Genomic DNA, 15,976 nt, shown 5'->3' on the forward strand with positions numbered 1-15,976 from the left:
GGAAGGTTGTCGGTCCATCATCGGAAACAAAAAAGCCCGGTTCGACCGGGCTTTTTGATGTTGAAGACCGGTTCAGCGGCTGGTCAGGAAAACCGCTTCCTCGTCGTCGCGCTGCCTGCCGCCCAGTGCTGCCGCAGCGCTGGCGATGAAGGCGCCGATAACCAGCGACAGGGCGCCAAGCAATGCGAAGGTGGCGCTGCCTTTCCGTGCGGCGTCGGCGGCCTGCTTGGCCTTGACCTTGGCGTCCTCGACCCTGGCCACCAGGGCGTCGACACGCGCCTTGGCGTCAGCCTCGGAAAGCCCGGTGCGGGCGGCGACCAGCTGCGACAGATAGGTCTTGTCGTCAGCCGAAATTTCGCCTGCCGCCGCACTGGCGACGAGGATGCGCGAAGCCTGCCCGGCCGCAGCCGCATCGCTGTCCGGATTGGCCGCCGCGAGCCTGGCGGCATCAGCCGGACGGAACAGCGTATCCACAAGATAGGACGTTGCATTGTCGGCCGGTGCGCTGCCGGCATTGGCGGACGCGCCGGCCGAAGCACCCATGGCGGCGCCTGAGGCAACAGTAGAAGCCGCCTGCACGCCTGAACCAAGCACTGCCGACAGCGCCGACCCGAGAATGCCGACGACCAGCAATGTCGCCAGCGCCCAGGCGAGGAGGCCGTGCGCGGTGTCACGGAAATAGACCTCGTCGGTGTGGATGCCGACCCATTTGGTGCGCAGGCGTCCGGCAAGATAGCCACCGACCCCGGAGGACAGCCATTGCACGATGATGAGCCAGATCGCGCCGGACACCGCGAAGGTGGTCAGCGAGGCACTGGCGCCGGACCATGGCGAGACCATGGTCAGCCCCAGTCCTGAGCCGAGCAGCATGAGGATGAAGGTCAGCGTCGAGGCCGCGAAGGCGCCGGCGATGATCGGACCCCAGCTGACGGCCGGGGCGGAGGATTCTGTTGAGGCGGATACGTCGACAGCCGATACGGTGGACTGCATCGACGCCTCCTACCGTACGAACAGCATGATGAGAATGATGATCGGGATCGGAATACCGAGCAACCAGAGCAAAATACCGCGTCCCATAAAGAGCCTCCCTGCGAGAAATTGATCGATGTCGTCACAATGTTCCTGAGCGATTTCCGTTCCGACGGGCAATGAAATGATTTGCTTGCCGGGAGCGGAACCATTTTCCGCGTGGCCCGGCCACGACCGCAAAACTGTGGATTGGTACCTGTCAATCCGGCATGGCTGCAACGTGCTGTTGGTCATCAGCGGGGTTCAGGGGTAGCATGATGGAAGTCCGGTCCTATCGATGGACTGCCGTCAACGGAGACGTTGGTGCCTGACGCTGTCGGATTGTCGGCTTCCAAGAAAGCCCCGCACAGGCCCAGCCAGGCGGTGGTGATCGTGCATGGCATGGGCGAGCAGCGGCCGATGGGTACGCTGCGCGGCTTCGTCCAGGCGGTCTGGAGCAGCGACCCCACCCGTGCTCCGCCTTACGCCCGCATCCCTGATCCGGCCGTTTCAGGCGCCACGATCAACCAGAGCTGGATCACGCCCGACAGCCGGGCCAAGTCACACGAGCTGCGCCGCATCACCACGCCCTACGACGTCGATGGCCGCCGTACCGATTTCTACGAGCTTTATTGGGCCGACATCACGCAAGGCACGACGCGCGGCCGGCTGGCCGCCTGGGTGACGAACCTGTTGTGGCGCAAGCCCGCCGACATTCCGCTCGACGCCCGCAAGCTTTACGTCGCCACACTTCTGATCGTTATCGTCATTCTGGGCGCAGCACTCGTGCTGGCAACATCGGTCTGGCAACAGGCCGTTACCTTGACGACCGGCCTGATGATCACCACCCTCGCTTCTTTTGTCATCTGGGCGGTGGATCAGTTCGCCCTGCCCTATTTCGGCGACGTCGCCGCTTATGTGCGCGCCGAGGCGGCGACGATCGAGAAGCGTGCGCTGATCCGCGACAGAGGCCTGACGTTGCTCAAGACGCTGATGAAGGACGATGCTTACGACCGCATCGTGCTGGTCTCGCACAGCCTTGGGTCGATCATCGCCTATGATTTGCTGCAGATCCTGTGGGCCGAGTTCCGGCCGCGAAGGCTGGAAGCGGTCCGCGACAAGGCCAAACTGGCGGCGGTCGAGGCCATCGACAAGGCAACGCTCGGCTCTGATGGGTCAGCGTGGCCAAACAATCTTGAAGACCTCGCCGGGTTCCGGCGCGGCCAATGGGCGCTCTACCAGCAGCTTCGGACCAAGGACGCCGACCACCCGCTGCCCTGGAAGATCAGCGATTTCGTCACGCTTGGCAGTCCGCTCTCCCACAGCGAATTCCTGGTGACCTACAATCTCGCGGAATTCAGGCGTGGCCTTGCCGAGCGCCTGTTCTCGGCCTGCCCGCCGATTGCCGATGACGGGCGCGCCGGCGGCACCGTGCTTTACCAGGAAGGACACAGCCAAGCAGGCAAGGCGCAGCGCGCGGTGCATCATGGCGCGGTGTTTGCGGCAACGCGCTGGACGAACGTCTACGACCGCGGCAATGGCTGGGCGACAGGCGATCCGATTTCCGGTCCGATGACGGAAAATTTCGGCCCCGGTGTGGAGAACATCCAGGTCGAGCTTCGCAGCTCACTTGGCCGTATCTTCACCCACACGCTTTATTGGTCATCGACGGCAAACGGCGTCGAAATCGCCCCGCCGGCGGGCACCGCGCCGCGCTCGCATCTGCAAGTGCTGCGCGACGCGGTGGACCTCGGGCGAAAGCTGGAACCGAGTTGAGTGGAGATTGACTGAAGCCCCTCAACTTCGTCATCCTAGGGCGAAGCAGGAGCGAAGCTCCGTCGCGAAGACCCTGGGATCCATTCCGTGACCTCGGTCGAATGATGCAGCGGCGTAGAATTCTGCACCGTTTTCAAGGCCTTAACCTCACGGCATGGATCCTAGGGTCTGCGCTGCGTCGCTGCGCTCCTTGCTCCGCCCTAGGATGACGAAGCGATGGGCGCGCAGCCATCAAATGTCCAGATTGGCCACCGACAGCGCATTGTCCTGGATGAATTCGCGCCGCGGCTCGACCTCGTCGCCCATCAGCCGCGAGAACAAGCTGTCAGCATCGGTTGCGTCATTCACCTTGACCTGCAGCAGCGAGCGCACATTCGGGTCGAGCGTGGTTTCCCAGAGCTGTTCGGCATTCATCTCGCCGAGGCCCTTGTAGCGCTGCATGGTCAGGCCCTTGCGGCCGGTCGCAAACACCGCGTTGAGCAGCGCCAGCGGCCCCGAAATGGTTTCGGAGACATCCTTGCGGCGCAGCACCGGCGGCTCGCCATAGACTTCCATGAGGCGCGGGGCATAGCGGTCGAGCTGGCGTGCGTCGGCCGAATTTATCAGCCCGGCATCGAGCTGCGCGAATTCCTTGACGCTGCGCACCGTGCGTTCGAACACGTAGCCGCCGACGCCCTCATTGGAGGTCGACAGCCGGCCGGTCCAGCCGCGCTCGGTGTCTTCGGCAATGATGTCGAGGCGCTGGGCGACGCGCTCGGCCATGGCGTTGGCGCGGCCGAGATCGTTCAACACGTCGGCATTGAGCGCGCCGGCGATCGCCGCCTGTTCGACCACACCCCTGTTGTAGCGCGTATGCAGCCCGTTGATGAGCTGGCGTACTGCCAGTGCATCGTCGATCGAGCCGCGCAGATCCTGTCCGGCCCGCGCCTCGCCGGAGGCAAGCGTCAGCGACGCCTCTTCCAGCCCGGAGCCGATCAGGAATTCCTCGAAGGCGCTCTCGTCCTTGATGTATTGCGAGCTTTTTCCGCGCGTCACTTTGTAGAGCGGCGGCTGGGCGATGTAGAGATGGCCGCGCTCGATCAGCTCCGGCATCTGGCGGAAGAAGAAGGTGAGCAGCAAGGTCCTGATATGGGCGCCGTCGACGTCGGCGTCGGTCATCAGGATGATCTTGTGGTAGCGCAATTTGTCGGCGTTGAACTCGTCCTTGCCGATCGAGGTGCCGAGCGCGGTGATCAGCGTGCCGATCATCTCGGAGCCGAGCATGCGGTCGAAGCGGGCGCGCTCGACATTGAGGATCTTGCCGCGCAGCGGCAGGATCGCCTGGTTCTGGCGCGAACGGCCGCCCTTGGCGGAGCCGCCGGCCGAGTCACCCTCGACGATGAAGATTTCGGATTTCGCCGGGTCGCGTTCCTGGCAGTCGGCAAGCTTGCCGGGCAGAGAGGTGACGCCGAGCGAGCTTTTGCGGGTGATGTCGCGGGCCTTGCGCGCGGCTTCGCGCGCCGCAGCCGCCTGGATCACCTTGTCGATTACCACCTTGCCCTCGCTGGGGTGTTCTTCCAGCCAGGTGCCAAGCGCCTCGTTGACCAGGCCTTCGACCACGGGCCGCACCTCTGACGAGACCAGCTTGTCCTTGGTCTGCGAGGAGAATTTCGGATCGGGAACCTTGACCGACAGCACCGCCGTCAGGCCTTCGCGGCAGTCGTCGCCGATCAGCGCCACCTTTTCCTTCTTGGTCAGGCCCGACGATTCGCCATAGCCGGTGATCTGGCGCGTCAGCGCGCCACGGAAGCCGGCCAGATGGGTGCCGCCATCGCGCTGCGGGATGTTGTTGGTGAAGGCCAGCACGTTCTCGTGGTAGCTGTCGTTCCACCACATCGCCACTTCGACGGTGATGCCGTCGCGCTCGGCCTTGATGGCGATCGGCTTGTCGATCAGCGGTTTCTTGACCCGGTCGAGATATTTGACGAACTCTTCCAGGCCGCCATCATAGTGCAACTCGTGGCGCACGAGATCGGCATGGCGGGCATCGGTCAAAATGATGCGCACGCCGGAATTCAGGAAGGCGAGTTCGCGCAGCCGGTGCTCCAGCGTGCCGAAGTCGAACTCGACCATGGTGAAGGTTTCGGACGACGGAAAGAAGGTGATCTCGGAACCGCTGCGGCCCTCATAGGTGCCGGGCTGCTTGTTCTGATCATAGCTGCCGGTCGCCTTGAGCGGCGCATCGGCATTGCCATGCGTGAAGCTCATCTCGAAAATCTGGCCGTTGCGGCGGATTTTCAGCTTCAGCCAGGCCGACAACGCGTTGACCACCGAGACGCCGACGCCGTGCAGGCCGCCAGACACCTTGTAGGAATTCTGGTCGAATTTGCCGCCGGCATGCAGCTGCGTCATGATCACTTCGGCCGCCGAAATGCCTTCGCCAGTGTGAATATCGGTCGGAATCCCGCGGCCATTGTCGATAACGGTGACCGAACCGTCGGGATTGAGCGTCACCGTGACCAGGTCGGCATGGCCGGCCAGCGCCTCGTCGATGGCGTTGTCGACCACCTCATAGACCATGTGATGCAGGCCCGAGCCGTCGTCGGTGTCGCCGATATACATGCCCGGCCGCTTGCGGACAGCGTCCAACCCCTTCAAAACCTTGATGGAATCGGCGCCGTATTCGGCCTCAGCGCCATTGGCGTTGTCGCTTTGATCGCTCATGAAAACCTGTCTGATTGATGCCGGATGCTCAGCGCGAAAAAATGGCTTCGAATCACGCCGCTTTGATGTCCTAGATATAGGCGCAAAAGGCGGTTTTTCCAAGGTTTGCGGGCATTTCAGGGCTGAATCCCGAGCTGGCAGCCGGCTATTTTTTCGCGGCTTTCAATTTGGCCAGAAGACGGCGCAGATATTTGATCGTGGGTTTGTCCCTCGGCGCCAGTTTGCCTGTGCGGTCAAGCTCCAGCGTCAGGTCTAGCGCCTGCGACAACACAGCCTTCGGATTCTTCGCCACATAGGCATAGTTGATGTAGGCCTGTACCAGATCGAATTGCCAGATCGCATTGTCCGGATCGGACAGGGCCAACCGCTGGCGGATGGCCAGGCTGGCTTCGAAGGCCTTCTTCGAGCCCTCATAGTGGCGCTGCTTGGTCTCCAGCAGGCCTATTTCCTCGAACGTGATCGACAGGTCGCGCTGCCAGTCGGAATTGCCCGGGTCGAGATTTGCCAACCGGTCGGCAATGACGAGACTGTCCTGGTAGTTCTGCAAAGCACCGGCGATATCGCCCTGGGCATCAAACACGCCGGCAATTTTTTCCAGACAGACCGACAGGTCGCGCTGCCAATCGGTGTTGCCTGGGTCGCTGGCGGCAAGGTCTCGCGCCGTGGCCAGCGCCTGCTGGTAGGCCTCCAACGCGAGTGGCCAGTCCTTCTGGTCGCCGTAAGCATTGCCGATCTTGGCGTAACCGACCGACAGGTCGCGCTTCAAATCGGTGTCGTTTGAGTCGCGGCGCACCAGCGCTTCGGCGATTATTTGGCTCTTGTTGTAGGCGTCGAGCGCGCCCGCAGCGTCGCCACGCTCGCGCAGGACGTCGCCGATCCTTGTGTAGCTGACGGAGACGGCGCGCTGATGCCTGGGGTCGTCGGGGTTGTTCTGCGCCAGCGCCAGCCGAATTCTCAGGCTCTCTTCGAATGCAGTCTGGGCGCCATCCAGCTGGCCGGCGGTACGGGCAAGACCGCCGATTTCGTCGTAGGTAATGGTCAGGTCGCGCAGCAGATAGACGCTGTTCGGCTCGGCATCGGCCAATTGCTGCTTGATGGACAGGCTTTGGTGGTAGGCCTGGGCTGCCGCACCCAGGTCGCCTTGCGTGGCCAGCACATTGCCGATCTTGTCATTGGCCATGGCGAGATCGCCGAGCCAGTCCTTCTTGTCCGGCACGTCTGTGGTCAGGCCCTGCAACATGTCCCTGGCCGCCTCATAGTTTTGCAGGGAGGCCGGCAGATCGCCTTGCGCCATCTTGATGTTGGCGAACTTGATATGGCCGATGGCGAGGTCGCGCTTGACGCTCGGATCGGTTTCCTGGCGCGCTCGCTGCTCAAGATTGGCGACCAGCGCCGCAAAGGCGCGGCCGGCGGCGTCGGTGTTGCCGACCGTTGTGTAGAGGATGCCGAGCTCTTCCAGCGTGCGGCTTTGGCGGTCGGCCTGTTCCAGGCTGAGCGAGGTCTGCCCGGCTTCGCCATAGAGCGCCAGCACCGTTTCATAGTCCTTGATGGCGGTTGCATAGTCCAGGGTGGCACGCGCCGCGCCGCCCGAGAGAAATCGCGTCGCGGCTTCGGACAGGGTGCGGCTGACGAAATTGGCCTTCAACGCCTGGCGCGAGACATTGTCGACGTCGGCGGCCTTGGCGAGGATCACGCGTGCACCATCGAAAGCGCCGAGCGCCAACTGTTCCTCGGCCAGGCGGCGCAGTTCGGTCACCTGCGGGTCGTCGGCGGCCAGCGTCTTCATCTCGCCGCGCACCTTGACGAAGGCGTCGGCGGCCTCGCGCAGCTTGGCGTCCAGGCTTTCGCCGGAGAGATGGCTGGTGTCGGAACTGATCAGCGCGCCATAGAGCGGCGCCAGCGGCATGTCGGCATCGCTGGCGACACGCTCGACCGCGCCGCGCATTTCCGGCGTCACATCGGCCATGGCAAGCAGCAGCCGCTCGCGCTCCGGCAATTGTTCCTTGGCCGCCGAGGCGAAGAACAGCTTCGGCAGCCCGCTCTCGACGTAGGGCAGCTGTTTCCCGCGCGAAAGGTCGTAGACCTCCTGCTGCACCAGCGTCAGCACCGAGCGGATTTCGAGCCCGTCGGTGCCGAGATATTTGGTCAGCGCCGCCGTGAAGGGCGAATTCGCGCCGCTTCCATCAGCCGCCGTCTCGCCGGGCGCCGCCGAAAAGGCGAACAGGATATTTTCCGCCTTGCCGATGCGCCCGAGACCCGGCTTGATCTTGTCCACCAGATCCTTGATCAGCGATGTCGCGCCGCGTCCGTCGCCGCTGCCGCCCGCAAACGGATCGCTGCGGCAGGCGTCGAGCACGATCAGCCCGACCTTGGCGGTGGCTGTCACGGCGTCGCGCACCTCCTCCAGCGGCAGGCTGGTCTTTTCCAGCTGGTCGAGCGAGGAGGCATCGGCGTCGACCGGCAGCAGCCGGTTGTCGCCGGAGATTTCGACGCCATGGCCGGAGAAATACACCAGCGCCACGTCGGCGCCCTTGGCGTCCTCGCGAAAATCGTCGAGAGCCCGGCGCATGCGCCTGAGATCACGATTGGTCTCAAGCACGACTTCGAAGCCGAGCTTCTTCAGCGCCACTTCCATCACCTCGCCGTCATTGACAGGATTGGCCAGCGGCCGCACCAGCCGGTAGTCGTCCTCGGCAATGACCAACGCCACGCGCCGCTCCGCCACCGCTGTGGCGGTGGTCGCAAGCATCAACAGCAAGGCAAACAACAGGCGCAAATCGAACCGCCCCCGGCTCAGTCACCTGCCGACCATTCCACCTCTTTATGGCATGAGCAAGCCGGGGCCGGCTGCGTTACGCAGCCCGCATCGGCTTCAGCGCCTCGCTCCAGCGCGAGAGCTCGTCCAGCATGGTCTTGGTGCCGCCCTGTACCTGCTCGCTGGCCTGGAAGGAGCCGTCGCTCTCCAGCAGTTTCTGATACATCGGCAGCGCGACGCCTTCCGAGATGGGCATGACGCCCACCGCGGTCAGCAGCGGCTTCAGCGCCTGCGCGGCGCGCAGGCCTCCGGAAACGCCGCCATAGCTGAAGATGGCGGCTGGCTTGTATTTCCATTCGCGCGCAAGGTAGTCGATGGCGTTGACGATCGCAGGCGCCACGAAATAATTGTACTCCGGCGCCACGAACACGAAGGCGTCGGCGGCATCAATGACCTTCGACCAGGCTTTGGTGTGGTCGTTCTGGTAATTGCCAAGCCTGGGGTGATGCGGCTCGTCCAAAACCGGCAGATGGAACGTGTCAATGTCGGTCAGCACCGGTTCGAATTTGCCGTGCTCGCGGGCAAAATCCTCCAGCCAGTGGGCGAAGACCGGCCCGGCGCGGCCCGGCCGCGTGCTGCCGATTATGATGTTCAGCTTGTGCTTCAAGCGGACTCTCCTGGGCGATTGGCAGTAGCTGTTGGTAACTGTCACCTATGGCAGAGTGTCCAACCGGACAAGCCGCAACCGTTTCACCGGCGGTCACGATCCGATGAACACACCGTCTGTCGGGCACACCGGGCGCTGCAGCGTTTCAGTTTGCCGTTCGGTCACATGGACGCCCGGATTGCCAGCCACTACATCTGAGCTATCAGCGGAGCACCTCATGGACACGCAGCCCGTCCCCTTCGTGCCGCCGGCGCCCAGGCCGCGCACGACGCCGCCTTCGACGCTGGAGATGATGCGGATCGTCTACCGCAATCCGCTCGAACTGTGGGGCGAGCACACCTACAACGAGCCCTGGATTTCGGCGAATGGCGTCGGCGGGCATCTGATCGTCGCCAACGATCCCGGCCTTATCCGCCACGTGCTGATCGACAACGCCAAGAACTACAAGATGGCGACGGTGCGCCAGATGATCCTGCGACCGATCTTGCGCGACGGGCTGTTGACCGCCGAAGGCGAGGTGTGGAAGCGCTCGCGCAAGGCGATGGCGCCGGTGTTCACGCCGCGGCATATCTTCGGCTTCGCCGAGCCGATGCTGCGCCGCACGATGCAGTTCGTCGCCCGCTATGACGAAGGCGGCATGACCGATGTCGCCCATGACATGACGCTGCTCACCTACGATATCCTGGCCGAAACGCTGTTTTCGGGCGAGATTGCGGGCGAGCCCGGCAGTTTCGCGCAGGAAATCGACCGCCTGTTCGAAACCATGGGCCGTGTCGATCCGCTCGACCTGTTGCGCGCGCCCGAATGGCTGCCGCGGCTGACCCGCATCCGCGGCCGCAAGACCATGGCGTATTTCCGCAAGATCGTCACCGATACAGTCAAGATGCGCGAGGAGCGGCTGAAGCGCGACCCCGACACCGCGCCGCAGGATTTCCTGACGCTTCTGCTGCGCGCCGAAGGCCCCGACGGGCTGACGCGGGCGGAAGTCGAGGACAACATCATCACCTTCATCGGCGCCGGCCACGAGACCACCGCGCGGGCGCTGGGCTGGACGATCTACTGCCTCGCCGAAGCGCCGTGGGAGCGCGAAAAGGTCGAGCGCGAGATCGATGCCGTGCTGGCGCGCGAACCCGACCCGACGAAATGGCTCGACGCAATGCCGTTCACCCGCGCCGCCTTCGAGGAGGCGCTGCGGCTTTATCCGCCGGCGCCGTCCATCAACCGCGAGCCGATCGAGACGGAGACCTGGAACGATCTGGTGCTCCCCAAGCGCGCGGCCGTACTGGTGATGCCTTGGGTCGTACACCGCCACAGAAAACTGTGGGACATGCCCGACGCCTTCATGCCCGAACGCTTCCATCCGGGAAACCGCGAGAAGATCGACCGCTTCCAGTATCTGCCGTTCGGCGCCGGTCCGCGCATCTGCATCGGCGCCAGCTTCGCCATGCAGGAGGCGATCATTGCGCTGGCCATCATGCTGTCGCGCTTCCGCTTCGACGTGACGGCCGAGACCAAGCCGTGGCCGGTGCAGAAACTGACGACACAGCCGCAAGGCGGCCTGCCGATGCAGGTGACGCGGCGCGTTTAACGGCGCAACGCCTTGTTACGCGATGCCGGCGGGCTTGCGCTGGAACTGGCCTGCGGCGCGGAAGCGCCAGAGATAGCTGGGCAGGATTGTGCCGATAGACTGCGGCTGGATGTCGAGGCCGGCAAGGTTCCGGTTGGCCTTGTTGGCCTCCTCCGACACAATGTTGGGCTGGCGCAGCAGCAGCACCTGGTCCTTGGTCAGCAACGGGTTGGGCAGCAGGCCGAGGATCGAGGCCTGCAGATTGGCCATCCACCACGGCACCGGCACCAGGAGCCGCTTGCGCTCGATGACGGTGAGCAGCTCTTCCATGCACTGCTTGAAGGTGAGCACTTGCGGCCCGCCGAGTTCATAGATCTGGCCGCCCTTGATCTTGCCCTCGACCGAACGCGCCACCGCTTCGGCGACATCGCCGACATAGACCGGCTGGAACTTGGTCTGGCCGCCGCCGATCAGCGGCAGCACCGGCGAATAGCGCGCCATGTCGGCGAAGCGGTTGAAGAAACTGTCCTCGGGTCCGAAATTGATCGACGGTCGGAAGATGACGGCGTCCGGGATCGTCTCCAGGACGGCCTTTTCGCCGAGCGCCTTGGTGCGGGCATAGTCGGACTCGGCGTTGAGGTCGGCGCCAAGCGCCGAAATATGGGTCAGTCCTGCGCCGACCGAGCGCGCGGCTTCGGCGACGGCGCGGGCGCCGAATTCGTGCACGGTGTTGAATTTCTGCCGGCCGCTTTCATGCGGGATGGCGACCAGATTGATGACATGGTCGGCGCCCTGCACGGCGCGGTCGACGGACCAGCGCACGCGCACATTGGCCTGCACCGGCTGGATCTGGCCGACATTGCCGAGCGGCTGCAGATGTCCCGCGAGATCGGGCCGGCGCACCCCCACCCTGATGCGGTAGCCGCGCTTGGCCAGCGCCCGCACGATGTGGCGGCCGACGAAGCCGGAGCCGCCGAAGACGACCACGAGCTTGGGGATCTGCAGGATTTCGGTCATGGCTGGCTCCGGCGCTCGAAAGCTTGGCTGAAGCCGTTTCATAGTCCGTTTTGGGCCAAAGGCAAAGGGTGACGCGTCGTCGCTGCCACCCTCTTATGGACCCTTCAGAACGCCTTGCCGAGGCGCGCGTCGACCGACTGGCGGTTGCCGCCGCGGATAACGAAGAACAGCAGGATCGCCGCCCATAGAAGCGACTTTTCAGCGCCGGAAAAGCCCTGGCCGACAGTGATCCAGTGGAACCAGACGGTGACCAGCAGCACGATCATGCCGGCAAAGGCGGCGGGCCGAGTCAACAGGCCGATGGCGATCAGAATGCCGCCGAAGAATTCGGTGCAGGACAAAAGCAGCGACCAGAACGCGCCGGGATAGAAGCCGAGGCCTTCGACCATCTCGGCGGCGCCGAAAGGGTTGGTGATCTTCTGCGAGCCGTGAATGGTGAGAAACCCGCCGGCGACGACGCGCAGAAGGGTTTCGGCGCCATCATGCAGCGACGAATACAGGCGGCCAAACACCGGAACGATAAGTTTGCCGCGGGAAGCGTCGGTGGTTGCGGACATCGTAGCTCCTGTTGTTGTGACGATCCCTTGCAAACGCCCGATGGTTCCCGGCAAGTCAAGTTAACAAAAGTTAACTTCCGCCATCAAGTTTTAGCACACAGAGCACGAACGCAGAAAACCCCGCCGAAGCGGCGTTTTCCGCGTGACGCAACGGTCGAGACAGAGCGCAACGGGGCGGGTAACCTGAGACGGCATACGCCCGCCCGGGCCCTGGACGTATCCGACAGAAGACACCGACCGGGCAAACCCGACCCGGCAGCTATTGGTCGTTGCGATCGGTAGAAAGGTTCAGCCAGGTCGCGTTGTCGCAGGACCGCTTCAGCCCGAATAGCGCTCGGCGAACTCGGAAATGCGCTGCACCACGGCTTTGGGGGCATTGATGCCGCGCGCCTGCGCCTTCTCGGCCGCTTCGGCCCGCGCCCGGCCCGGCACGTGCACGCCAAAGCGCCGGCGCAGCCGGTCGAGCTGGTCCTTCATGCGTTGCTCGAAATCCGGGTCAAGCAGCTTGGGCTCGACGGCGAGCACGAACAGGCCGGTTCCCGGGCTGTCCGGTCCGCCGGAGAACCAGGGCGCGTCGAGCGACCAGTTGGCGCCCGACAGGCCGGCAGCCAGGACTTCGACCATCAGCGCGATGTTGGCGCCGCGCTGGCCGCCGAAGGCCAGCATGGCGCCCTTCATGGCCGCGGCCGGATCGGTGGTCGGGTTGCCGCTGGCGTCCAGCGCCCAGCCTTCGGGGATCTTCTTGCCGTCCTCGGCCGCCTTGCGGATGTTGACGAACGCGGTGGCGCTCGACGACTGGTCGATGACCAGCGGCGCGCCATCGGCGGCGGGTGCCGCAAACGACATCGGGTTGGTGCAATAGACCGGCTTGACCGAGCCCGAGCCTGCCAGCACCGCCGGCCCGTTGGTGGCGGCGAAGGAGACCAATCCCAATTGCGCCAGACGCCCGGTGAAATAGCCTAGTGCGCCGCAGGTATAAGCGTTCTTCTGCGAGAAGATGGCGACGCCGAACAGCTTTGCCGCCTTGGCAAGGTCATCGATGGTGCGGTCGAAGCCGGTATGGGCGAGGCCGCCACGCGCATCGGATTTATAGACGGCGAGCGCCGGCCTGGTGATCACGGGATCGGCATTGCCGTCGATGCGGCCGGCTTCCAGCGCTTCGAGGTAATCGATGAAATGGGTCAGCCCGACGGTCGAAAGCCCTTCCGCCTCGGCGGCAATGATCGAGGCCGTGAGCGACCGCGCCGCCTCCTCATTGGCGCCGGCGCCGAGTGCCGCCATCCGGCACAGCCCTGTTGCCTGGTCGAGAGAGAGTTGCATGGTGCGGACCCGATTGGTGGTGAGTGAGTAGGGAGTAGTCAGTAGGGAGTAGCGAAAGCAAGCGGTTTCCCGGTCATATGTTGACTACTCACTACTGCCTACTCACTAGCCCACCTTGTTCGGAATCCGCGCCTCGATCTTGCTGAATGCAAACACCAGTATGCCGGTGATGATCATGTAGATCAGCGCCAAAAGCAGCAAGGGTTCGTAGGTGAGGTAGGTGTCCTGCCGGACCTTGGACGAGACGGCGAAGATGTCGATGACGCTGATCGTCGCCACCAGCGGCGTCGACTTCAGCTGCAGCACGGTTTCGCCGGTCAGCGTCGGCAGCGCCCGGTAGATGGCCTGCGGCAGCCAGATGCGGCGGAAAATCTTCCAGCGGCTCATGCCGAAGGCGCGGGCTGCCTCGAGCTGCCCCTTGGGCACGCCGGCAAAGGCGCCGCGCATCACTTCACCCTCGTAACCGGCGAAGGACAAGGTCAACGCCAGCACGCCATAGGGCCAGGCTTGCCTGAGATACGGCCACATCCAGGACTCGCGGATCCACGGATATTGCGGAAACAGCGAGCCGAGCCCGTAATAGAGCAGCCAGAGCTGGATCAGCAGCGGCGTGCCCCTGATGACGGTGCAGAATGTCCTGGCGGGGGCGGAAAGCCAGAACGGGCCGGCGGCCTGCGCCAGCCCGAGCGGCACGGCGAGCAGGAAGCCGAGAAAGCAGGTGACGGCCAGGATCCACAGCGACCGCCAGATGCCGAGAAGCCCCATTTCATAATATTGCGGCAGCCAGTCCCAGCGCATGAAGAAGGCGGCGCTCAGCACCAGCCCGATCGCGATCAGGATCAGCACGATGCGATGCGGCTGCAGCCACAGCGACGTGCGCGCGGCAGCGTTGATGATGATCGCTTCTCCGGCCATCAGCGCGCATCCTTGAGCGACGGCATACCGCGCCGCGACCAGGCCTCGACGCGGCCGATGAGCAGGTTGGAGACCAGCGACAAGATGAGATAGAGCACGCCCGCGGCGAAAAAGAAGGTGAAATAGGCTTTGGTGACCCCCGCAGCCTGCCGCGTCGCCAGCGCCAGCTCGTAAAAGCCGACGACCGCCAGAAGGGCCGTATCCTTGGTGGCGATCAGCCACAGATTGGCGAGCCCGGGTATGGCGAAGGGCAGCATCGCCGGCAAGGTGATGCGCCGCAGCATGAGCCCGGGTGACATGCCATAGGCGCGGGCGGCTTCGATCTGGCCCTGCGGTATGGCTAGGATGGCGCCGCGGATCACTTCGGTCGAATAGGCACCCTGGACAAAGCCGAGCACGGCGATGCCCGCGGCAAGGCCGCTGATGTCGACGCGCTGGTAGCCCATTGCCGTCAGCGCCTGGTTGATCAGGTCCGTCCCGGCATAATAGAGCAGCAGGATCAGCACCAGTTCGGGCACGGCGCGCACGATGGTGGTGTAAACCGCCAGCAGGTCGCGCACGACCGGACCGCCGTAAAGCTTGCCAAAGGCGCCACCGGTGCCGATCAGGAGACCGAGGACCGTGGCGCCGAGCGCGATCTCGATCGAATGGAGCAGTCCAAGCAAGAGCGTGCCGCCCCAGCCCGGCGGATTGGGCGAAAGGAGCTCTATGATGCCGGCCGCCGAGGCCGAAAGAAGTGCGTCGATCAGCGTCGCCCCCGGATTGCTGGCTTCAACCACCGCCGACGGCAGCGCCGGCGGGGGCAGGGAGGCATGGCGCTGACGCCATGCCCCCTAGCTCATGCGAGGATCGTCAGTTCGACTGCGCGCCGCCACCACCGTAAATGTCGAAATCGAAGTATTTCTTCGATATCTCGTCATATTTGCCGTTCGAGCGGATCGCCTTGATGCCGGCGTTGATCTTGGCCTTAAGGTCGGTGTCTTCCTTGCGCACGCCGGCGCCCACGCCCGGTCCGAGCACTTCATCGTCCGGAGCCACCATGCCCTTCAGATCGCAGCAGGCCTTGCCCTGGTCCGACTTCAGGAATGCGTCGAGCGCGATCGAATCCGCCTGGACGGCGTCGAGGCGGCCTGCGGCCAGATCGTTGTTGGCTTCGTCCTGCGTCTGGTATTCCTTGATCTCGGCGGCCGTGGGCCCGAAATGCTTCTTGGCATAGGCCGAATGGGTGGTCGACACCTGCACGCCGAGCACTTTGCCCTTGAGATCGTCCGGCGTGGCGCCGAATTTCTGGTCCTTCGGCCCGATGATGGCGGTCGGCGTGTTGTAGTACTTATCCGAGAAGTCGATGGTCTTCTCGCGTTCGGCAGTGATCGACATCGAACTGGCGATGACGTCGATCTTCTTGGTCGTCAGCGCCGGGATGATGCCGTCCCAGGCGACAGGCGTGATGACGCAGTCGAGCTTCTCCTCGGCGCAGACGGCGTCGATGAACTCGATTTCCCAGCCAACCCATTTGCCGGAAGCGTCCGGCGAGGTGAAGGGCGGATAGGGCTCGGCGGCGACGCCGATCTTGACCGGATCGGCCTTGGCCACGCCCATGGCGGCGACGCCGAGCAGCAGCGCTGCGGCGAATGTTTTCAGAACAGTCTTCATGTCACGACTCCCAGTTTGTTGTTGGTTCCCGGTTTTCT

At 64.0% G+C, this 15,976-nt stretch carries 13 protein-coding genes; 2 read left to right on the plus strand and 11 right to left on the minus strand.

Annotation, left to right across the window (positions count from 1 at the left end; translation table 11 throughout):
* Positions 1–72: 72 nt before the first annotated feature.
* Positions 73–990, minus strand: a complete 918-nt coding sequence (locus NKH22_RS05885) for a membrane protein (RefSeq protein ID WP_023725943.1) — start codon at positions 988–990, stop codon at positions 73–75.
* Positions 991–999: 9 nt separating this feature from the next.
* On the minus strand, positions 1,000–1,263 hold the full coding sequence (locus NKH22_RS05890) for a hypothetical protein (RefSeq protein ID WP_352909139.1): 264 nt from the start codon (positions 1,261–1,263) through the stop codon (positions 1,000–1,002).
* Between the two features lie 69 nt (positions 1,264–1,332).
* On the opposite strand from NKH22_RS05890, the gene NKH22_RS05895 reads away from it, so the two are divergent.
* Positions 1,333–2,784 carry a hypothetical protein gene (locus NKH22_RS05895; RefSeq protein WP_352909141.1) on the plus strand — a complete coding sequence of 484 codons (1,452 nt, stop codon included), beginning with the start codon at positions 1,333–1,335 and terminating at the stop codon, positions 2,782–2,784.
* 231 nt (positions 2,785–3,015) lie between these two features.
* Here the strand turns inward: NKH22_RS05895 and gyrB are convergent, their stop codons facing one another.
* The 3 genes from gyrB to NKH22_RS05910 form a co-directional block, all read right to left on the minus strand.
* Positions 3,016–5,487 (minus strand): DNA topoisomerase (ATP-hydrolyzing) subunit B, encoded by a 2,472-nt coding sequence (gene gyrB, locus NKH22_RS05900; protein ID WP_352909143.1) that lies wholly within the window; start codon positions 5,485–5,487, stop codon positions 3,016–3,018.
* 145 nt (positions 5,488–5,632) lie between these two features.
* Positions 5,633–8,263: a caspase family protein gene (locus NKH22_RS05905; RefSeq protein WP_352909145.1), complete on the minus strand. Its 2,631-nt coding sequence runs from the start codon at positions 8,261–8,263 to the stop codon at positions 5,633–5,635.
* Positions 8,264–8,339: 76 nt separating this feature from the next.
* Positions 8,340–8,909 (minus strand): NADPH-dependent FMN reductase, encoded by a 570-nt coding sequence (locus NKH22_RS05910; RefSeq protein WP_023829357.1) that lies wholly within the window; start codon positions 8,907–8,909, stop codon positions 8,340–8,342.
* Positions 8,910–9,126: 217 nt separating this feature from the next.
* Between NKH22_RS05910 and NKH22_RS05915 the strand changes: the two genes are divergently transcribed.
* Positions 9,127–10,497 carry a cytochrome P450 gene (locus tag NKH22_RS05915; RefSeq protein ID WP_352909146.1) on the plus strand — a complete coding sequence of 457 codons (1,371 nt, stop codon included), beginning with the start codon at positions 9,127–9,129 and terminating at the stop codon, positions 10,495–10,497.
* Positions 10,498–10,512: 15 nt separating this feature from the next.
* Here the strand turns inward: NKH22_RS05915 and NKH22_RS05920 are convergent, their stop codons facing one another.
* From NKH22_RS05920 to NKH22_RS05945, 6 genes are all read right to left on the minus strand, one after another.
* Positions 10,513–11,493: a complex I NDUFA9 subunit family protein gene (locus tag NKH22_RS05920; protein ID WP_023732640.1), complete on the minus strand. Its 981-nt coding sequence runs from the start codon at positions 11,491–11,493 to the stop codon at positions 10,513–10,515.
* Between the two features lie 104 nt (positions 11,494–11,597).
* Positions 11,598–12,050 carry a DoxX family protein gene (locus NKH22_RS05925; RefSeq protein ID WP_023700422.1) on the minus strand — a complete coding sequence of 151 codons (453 nt, stop codon included), beginning with the start codon at positions 12,048–12,050 and terminating at the stop codon, positions 11,598–11,600.
* A gap of 318 nt (positions 12,051–12,368) precedes the next feature.
* A complete protein-coding gene (locus tag NKH22_RS05930) occupies positions 12,369–13,370 on the minus strand; it encodes an Ldh family oxidoreductase (RefSeq protein ID WP_023693142.1) in 1,002 nt (333 codons plus the stop codon).
* A 105-nt stretch (positions 13,371–13,475) separates the two neighbouring features.
* Complete coding sequence (locus NKH22_RS05935; RefSeq protein WP_023693141.1) at positions 13,476–14,285, minus strand: ABC transporter permease; 810 nt, start codon at positions 14,283–14,285, stop codon at positions 13,476–13,478.
* Positions 14,285–14,998 (minus strand): ABC transporter permease, encoded by a 714-nt coding sequence (locus NKH22_RS05940; RefSeq protein ID WP_196814080.1) that lies wholly within the window; start codon positions 14,996–14,998, stop codon positions 14,285–14,287. Before NKH22_RS05940 ends, NKH22_RS05935 begins: the two co-directional genes overlap by 1 nt.
* 139 nt (positions 14,999–15,137) lie before the next feature.
* Positions 15,138–15,938: a transporter substrate-binding domain-containing protein gene (locus NKH22_RS05945; protein WP_023671323.1), complete on the minus strand. Its 801-nt coding sequence runs from the start codon at positions 15,936–15,938 to the stop codon at positions 15,138–15,140.
* Positions 15,939–15,976: the final 38 nt, after the last annotated feature.

The sequence above is a fragment of the Mesorhizobium sp. M1252 genome, from assembly GCF_040318265.1.
Taxonomy (GTDB): Bacteria; Pseudomonadota; Alphaproteobacteria; order Rhizobiales; family Rhizobiaceae; genus Mesorhizobium.

Excerpts from the sequence above, each read along its gene's own strand:
- NKH22_RS05885 (WP_023725943.1), bottom strand. The coding sequence starts at position 990 with ATGCAGTCCACCGTATCGGCTGTCGACGTATCCGCCTCAACAGAATCC.
- NKH22_RS05915 (WP_352909146.1), top strand. The coding sequence starts at position 9,127 with ATGGACACGCAGCCCGTCCCCTTCGTGCCGCCGGCGCCCAGGCCGCGC.
- NKH22_RS05920 (WP_023732640.1), bottom strand. The coding sequence starts at position 11,493 with ATGACCGAAATCCTGCAGATCCCCAAGCTCGTGGTCGTCTTCGGCGGC.
- NKH22_RS05930 (WP_023693142.1), bottom strand. The coding sequence starts at position 13,370 with ATGCAACTCTCTCTCGACCAGGCAACAGGGCTGTGCCGGATGGCGGCA.
- NKH22_RS05890 (WP_352909139.1), bottom strand. The coding sequence starts at position 1,263 with ATGACCAACAGCACGTTGCAGCCATGCCGGATTGACAGGTACCAATCC.
- NKH22_RS05935 (WP_023693141.1), bottom strand. The coding sequence starts at position 14,285 with ATGGCCGGAGAAGCGATCATCATCAACGCTGCCGCGCGCACGTCGCTG.
- gyrB (WP_352909143.1), bottom strand. The coding sequence starts at position 5,487 with ATGAGCGATCAAAGCGACAACGCCAATGGCGCTGAGGCCGAATACGGC.
- NKH22_RS05925 (WP_023700422.1), bottom strand. The coding sequence starts at position 12,050 with ATGTCCGCAACCACCGACGCTTCCCGCGGCAAACTTATCGTTCCGGTG.
- NKH22_RS05945 (WP_023671323.1), bottom strand. The coding sequence starts at position 15,938 with ATGAAGACTGTTCTGAAAACATTCGCCGCAGCGCTGCTGCTCGGCGTC.